Genomic DNA, 6,105 nt, shown 5'->3' with positions numbered 1-6,105 from the left:
CCGGCTGGATCAGCGCGCCGAGGCTGATATTGCGAAGGCCGAGCCGTCCGTCGAAGGGCGCGCGGATGTTGTAGTCGTCGAGCCGCTCGCGCGCCGAGGCGACCTGCGCTTCGGCAGCTTCCGCCTGCCGCTGCAGATCGTTGGCCACCGCGCGCGGGCCCGTGCCGTCCTCGGCGAGCCGCGCCGCACGCCCGAAGGCCTGCCGCGCCTCGTCGGCCGCCGCTTCCGCCACGCGCACCTGATCCTCGGCATCGGCCGGGTCGAGCCGCACCAGGATGTCGCCTTCCTCAACGTCCTGCCCGTCGGTGAAGGCGATCTCCTGCACCCGGCCCGATACGCGCGCCGAGACGGTCACGCTTTCGCGCGCCACCGTGTCGCCGACGGCTTCGAGCGTCAGGGCGATGTCGGCGAGCCCCGCCTTCGCCAGGACCACCGGCGTCGTCGGCTCCTCGCGCTCCTCCGCCTCGGCTTCCGCGGTCGCGCCGGGCAGGAGCGCGGCCACGGGTTCCGGCCAGCCGAAACCATAGGCGGTCGCTGCGAGCCCTCCGGCTGCGACGAGCAGGATGGCGAACGCGGTGGAAAGCGGCTTCATGTCGGGGTCGTCTCCGGCCGTGTGCGTCGTGGCGCAATCGGCGGGAGGGGCAATCGTTCCCACACGCGGGGCGGGCGCGATGTCGCATCACCCGATGGTGAAGGGGCGGCGTGCGATCCGGGGAAAAAATTGCGAGCGACGGCGCAGCGAACACCGCCGGAAAGGCCGCGGGCCGACGAGACGCCGGCCCGCAGGCGGAGGACTTATTCGGCGGCGGCCGCCTTCTTGGTGGTGCGGCGGCGCTTGGCGGGCTTCTCGGCCTCCACCTCGACGGGGGCGGGCGCCTCCTCGACCTCGGGCTCCATTTCGGGCGCGGCCTTGCGGCCGAGGCCGATGCTCTTGGCGAGCTCGGAGCGCTTGGCGGCGTAGTTGGCGGCGACCATCGGATAGTCCGGCGCGAGGCCCCACTTCTGGCGGTAGGCCTCGGGGGTCAGGTCGTAATGCGTCTTCAGGTGGCGCTTCAGCGACTTGAACTGCTTGCCGTCCTCGAGGCAGATCAGATAGTCCGGCGTCACCGACTTCTTGACCGGAACCGCCGGCACCAGCGGTGCGGCCGGCGCCGCTTCCGGCTCCTTGGCAGCATCGAAGTCGAGCGAGGCGTAGACGATGCCGATCAGGGGCGCCAGGTCGTCACGCGTCACATGGTTCTTGCTGACATAGGCCTTGACGATCTGAGCCGTCAGAGCCCGACGCGAGACGTCCTTACTGCTGTCCATTTTAACCCTCTCGAAGTTTTTCGGACAAATAACGTAGTCGCGTATATTGGTCCAGTCGCCGCGGCTCGCGACAACATCGTTGTTGAATTATCGACCCTTAGTTGTCCAATATCGCTGATATCAAGACCTTCGACGACGTGGCCGCGGAACCGGGCCCGTCTTCGCATGCCTGACATGCAATTCGGGACATGGTGCACGATACCGATTCGTGGTCAGCCTGCGGCTGATTCGCATGAGTGATTGATCCATGACCCACCCGTCCGCCCCCGCAGTCCGTCCGGCCGACCTGACGCAGGCGCGTGACCGCGCCGCACCTCGCGTCGGCCTCGCGCTCGCCTCGCTGTCCCTCGGCTCCTTCGTGATCGGCGCGGGCGAGTTCGGGATCATGGGCCTCCTGCCGACGATGGCGAGCGACCTCGGCGTCTCGATCCCGCAGGCCGGCCTCCTCGTCACCGGCTACGCGCTCGGCGTCGTGTTCGGCGCGCCGCTCCTGGCCGTCCTCACCTCGCGCTGGGAGCGCCGGCGCACGCTGTTCCTGCTCGCGCTCGTGTTCTTCGCCGGCAACCTCGCCTGCGCGCTGGCGCCGACCTACACGCTCTTGATGGCCGCGCGCCTCTTCACCGCGCTCGCCCACGGCGCCTTCTTCGGCATCGGCGCGGTGCTCGCCGCCGAGATCGCCCGGCCCGGCAAGGAGGCGCAGGCGATCTCCATGCTCTTCGTCGGCATGACGCTCGCCAACGTCTTCGGCGTGCCGCTCGGCACCGTCATCGGCCAGGCCTTCGGCTGGCGCTCCGCCTTCTTCGTGGTCAGTGCGCTCGCAGCCGCGACCGCCGCGATGATCTACCTGTTCGTGCCCGTCAGCCGGCCGCGCCCGGGCGTGCGCTTCGCCGAGGAACTGCGGGCGCTCGTGCGTCCGCCCGTGCTCCTCGCCATGTCCTTGAGCGTCCTCGCGTCCTCGGCGCTCTTCGTCCTCTACACCTACATCGCACCGCTTCTCGTCGGCGTCACGGGCCTCGCCGAGACGAGCGTCCCTTACCTCCTCTTCGTGCTCGGCACCGGCATGACCATCGGCAACCTCGCGGGCGCCAAGCTCGCCGACTGGAAGCTCATGCCCTCCATCATGGGGCTCTTCGCCGCCATGGCCGCGATCCTCGTCGGCATCCACGTCTTCGCGTCGAGCCCCGTCGTCATGGTTGCCCTGATGCTGCTCTGGGGCATGGTGGTCTTCGGCCTCACCTCGCCGATCCAGATGCGCATCGTCGCGACATCGCTAGGCGCCCGCAATCTCGCCTCCACCATCAACCAGAGCGCCTTCAACCTCGGCAACGCCTTCGGCGCCTGGGTCGGCGCCATGATGATCTCGGCCGGCCTCGGCTACGACGCCCTGCCGCTCGCCGCCGCCGCGTTGGCCTTGTCGGCGCTCGGCGTCGCCGCCGTGAGCTGGCGGATGGACGGGCGGGCATCGCGGGGGTGACGGCGGGGCTATTGCCCCGAACCCCATCCGGGAAGGAATTCCCGGACCCTTCTTTCTTTTTGACATGGAAAAGGGGGCCATCGGCCCCCTTTTCCATGTCACGAGAGATGCGGGTCCAGGGGAATCATTCCCCCCCCTGGTGGGGTGCAGGGGTGAAACCCCTGCGGTCCCTGCGAACGCCTCGCTTCGATCAGCCCGCCTCGAGCGGCGAGATGGAGATTTCGACGCGGCGGTTCTGGGCGCGGCCGGCTTCCGTGGCGTTGGAGGCGATCGGGCGGCTCATGCCGTAGCCCTGCGTGTTGAGGCGGCGCGGGTTGACACCCTGGCTGGCGAGGAACTGCGAGACCGAAGAGGCGCGGCGCTGGGAGAGGGCGAAGTTGTAGCCTTCGCCCCCGACGTTGTCGGTGTTGCCGGCGACGTCGACGATCGAGCGGTCGTACTTGTTGAGGACGATCGCGACGGACTGGAGCGTCGGGTAGAATTCCGAGCGGACCTGATCCTCGTTGGTATCGAAGGTGATGTTGGAGGGCATGTTGAGGATGATCCGGTCGCCCTGGCGGGTGACGGAGACGCCGGTGCCCTGGAGCTGGGCGCGCAGGTCGGCCTCCTGGCGGTCCATGTAGGCGCCGATGCCGCCGCCGCCGATGGCGCCGATGCCGGCGCCGATCAGCGCGGCGCGGCCGGGATCGGCGCCCGTCGCGCGGCCGACGAGGTAGCCGCCGAGCGCGCCCGCGCCCGCGCCGAGACCGAGGCCGCCCGCGGTGTTCGAGATCTTCTGCTCACCGGTATAGGGATCGGTGGTGCAGCCGGCCAAAAGGCTCGCCGACGCGACGGCAGCCAGGATGAGCTTCTTCATGACGAGTTCCAGCCTTCCGATGGTTCGGGGCTCCTCGTGCGGCGGGAGGCCCTCGATGGTCGTGAGGAAAGGGCTAGAAAACAGTCTGGGCTGGATTGGGGCTGACGACGCGCTTTCGTCTCCGGCCTGAAAATAAATGCCCCGGCCGTGTCATCGCCGCCGCCGCCGGGCGAGAAGCCAGAGCGCCCCGAGCGACAGGCCGGCGATCTTGAGCGCCGTGCGATGCGGCTGGAGAGCGGTGTAGGGGCTGATTGGGATGCCGCGCGTATAAGGCGAATGGATGCGGCCGCCTTCGGTCGGGCGATCGAGATTGTCGGCCCGCGTCAGGGGATGGCGCGAGTGGGTGAGGGGCGGCACGACGGCGGCGACGACCCGGTCGGTGAGGCCGGGGGCGAGCGCCATGCCGAGGCGCAGGAGGCCGCCGGGAAGGCCGATCGTGATCTCGCGCACGGGCCGCTCCAGTGCGTCGCAGATGGATCTGGCGACGAGTTCGGGTGCGTAGAGCGGCGGCATCACGCGCGGCTCGGCGGCGAGGTGGTTGCGCGCGTGGTGGGGCAGGGCGCTGGCGATACCCGACGGCTTGATCTGCACGACGTCGATCCGGTCGCCGGCTGCCAGAAGCTCCATGCGCAGTGCGTCGGTGAAGCCTTTGACGGCGTGCTTCGAGGCGGAATAGGCGCTGAGCAGCGGCACCGGCACGTCGCCGTTGACCGAGCCGACATTGACGAGGCGGCCGCGCCCCGGCCGCGAGCGGAAATGGGCGACGGCGGCCAGCGAGCCGTGGACCGTGCCCCAGTAGTTGGTCTCGAACAGGCGCCGGTGATCGGCGAGCGGCAAGTCGGTGAGCGTCGCGTAGGCCGCAACGCCCGCATTGTTGACCCAGGCATCGAAGCGTCCGAAGCGGGCGATCGCCGCCTCCGCCGCGCTGCACACGGCCTCGTTGGAGGAGACATCCACCGGCAGGGCGATCGCCTCGGCCCCCAGCGCCTCGACCTCCGCGCGCACGGCCGCAAGTTCCTCCTGCCCTCGTGCGACGAGCGCGAGGCGCGCGCCGCGCCGGGCGGCCTCCAGCGCGGTCGCGCGGCCGATGCCCGAGCTTGCGCCCGTTAGCACCACCACCATTCCCGAAAGCGTGCGACGATGACCGGCCATGCTGCGTTTCCCGTTGGATCACAGGACGAACGCCGGGACGGCACGGGCCGTTCGGTGCGCAAATCGTGGCCGACTGCCGATCGACCGGCGGCGCCACGAAAAAGGCCGGCCTCCTCTAAGGAAGACCGGCCTCGATCCGTTCGGGAGAGGGAAGCGTCAGGCGGCCTTCCGCTGGCCGATCAGCTTGCGGTTCACGAGGAGCTCGGCGATCTGGATGGCGTTGAGTGCGGCGCCCTTGCGCAGGTTGTCGGCGACGACCCACATGTTGAGGCCGTTCTCCAGCGTCTGGTCCTCGCGGATGCGGCTGATATAGGTCGCGTCCTCGCCGGCCGTGTCGATCGGCGTGACGTAGCCGCCGTCCTCCTGCTTGTCGATCACGAGGCAGCCCGGCGCCTCGCGCAGGATGTCGCGGGCTTCCTGCGCGGTGATCGGGTTCTCGAACTCGATGTTGACCGCCTCGGAATGCCCGATGAAGACCGGCACGCGCACCGCGGTGCAGGTGACCTTGATCTTCGGGTCGAGCATCTTCTTGGTCTCGACCATCACCTTCCACTCTTCCTTGGTCGAGCCGTCCTCCATGAAGACGTCGATATGGGGAATGACGTTGAAGGCGATGCGCTTGGTGAACTTCTTGGCGGTTACCGGGTCGGCGACGAAGACGGCTCGGCTCTGCTCGAACAGCTCGTCCATGCCTTCCTTGCCGGCGCCGGAGACCGACTGGTAGGTCGAGACCACGACGCGCTTGATGGTCGCCTTGTCGTGCAGCGGCTTGAGAGCCACGACGAGCTGGGCGGTCGAGCAGTTCGGGTTGGCGATGATATTGCGCTTGGTGAAGCCGGTGACGGCGTCGGCGTTCACCTCCGGCACGATCAGCGGCACGTCGGCGTCGTAGCGGAAGGCGGAGGAGTTATCGATCACGACGCAGCCGGCCTGCGCGATGCGTGGCGCCCACTCCTTGGCGACGGAGCCGCCGGCCGACATCAGGCAGATGTCGGTGCCCGCCCAGTCGTAGTTCTCGAGCGCCTTCACCTTGAGGGTCTTGTCGCCGTAGGACACCTCGGTGCCCTGGCTGCGGCGCGAGGCCAGCGCCACCACTTCGTCGGCCGGGAAGCCGCGCTCGTCGAGGATATTGAGCATCTCGCGGCCGACATTGCCCGTCGCGCCGACCACAGCCACCTTGTAGCCCATCTTGAAACCCGCCAGTTCTTCGCCCCGAGAACCTGAAGTCACGCTCCTGTCGCCCCGTCCCGGGGGCAAGCGGGACGAGCGGTCAGATAATGATCGTGGTTTTGGTCAGGGTGAGCGCGGACATGGG

6 protein-coding genes are annotated in these 6,105 nt (G+C 68.7%); 1 reads left to right on the top strand and 5 read right to left on the bottom strand.

The window, feature by feature from the left end:
- Both QZ753_RS09840 and QZ753_RS09835 read right to left on the bottom strand, forming a co-directional pair.
- Positions 1-592, bottom strand: a 592-nt coding sequence (locus QZ753_RS09840; protein ID WP_294643246.1) for an efflux RND transporter periplasmic adaptor subunit, incomplete at its 3' end; no start/stop codon positions are given.
- Positions 593-795: 203 nt separating this feature from the next.
- Entirely contained in the window at positions 796-1,308 is a 513-nt protein-coding gene (locus QZ753_RS09835) for a MucR family transcriptional regulator (RefSeq protein WP_294643245.1), read from the bottom strand.
- A 247-nt stretch (positions 1,309-1,555) separates the two neighbouring features.
- Here QZ753_RS09835 and QZ753_RS09830 point away from each other — a divergent pair, with 247 nt between their 5' ends.
- On the top strand, positions 1,556-2,782 hold the full coding sequence (locus tag QZ753_RS09830; protein ID WP_294643243.1) for an MFS transporter: 1,227 nt from the start codon (positions 1,556-1,558) through the stop codon (positions 2,780-2,782).
- A 190-nt stretch (positions 2,783-2,972) separates the two neighbouring features.
- Here the strand turns inward: QZ753_RS09830 and QZ753_RS09825 are convergent, their stop codons facing one another.
- The 3 genes from QZ753_RS09825 to QZ753_RS09815 all read right to left on the bottom strand — a co-directional run bounded on the left by QZ753_RS09825 (position 2,973) and on the right by QZ753_RS09815 (position 5,978).
- Positions 2,973-3,638 carry an OmpA family protein gene (locus QZ753_RS09825; protein WP_294643241.1) on the bottom strand — a complete coding sequence of 222 codons (666 nt, stop codon included), beginning with the start codon at positions 3,636-3,638 and terminating at the stop codon, positions 2,973-2,975.
- Between the two features lie 150 nt (positions 3,639-3,788).
- Positions 3,789-4,790: an SDR family oxidoreductase gene (locus tag QZ753_RS09820; RefSeq protein WP_294643240.1), complete on the bottom strand. Its 1,002-nt coding sequence runs from the start codon at positions 4,788-4,790 to the stop codon at positions 3,789-3,791.
- 156 nt (positions 4,791-4,946) lie between these two features.
- Positions 4,947-5,978, bottom strand: a complete 1,032-nt coding sequence (locus QZ753_RS09815; RefSeq protein ID WP_294643248.1) for an aspartate-semialdehyde dehydrogenase — start codon at positions 5,976-5,978, stop codon at positions 4,947-4,949.
- Positions 5,979-6,105 lie beyond the last annotated feature (127 nt).

Source organism: uncultured Aureimonas sp. (assembly GCF_913775355.1).
GTDB lineage: Bacteria > Pseudomonadota > Alphaproteobacteria > Rhizobiales > Rhizobiaceae > Aureimonas.
This window is presented reverse-complemented; position numbering and strand designations above follow the sequence as displayed.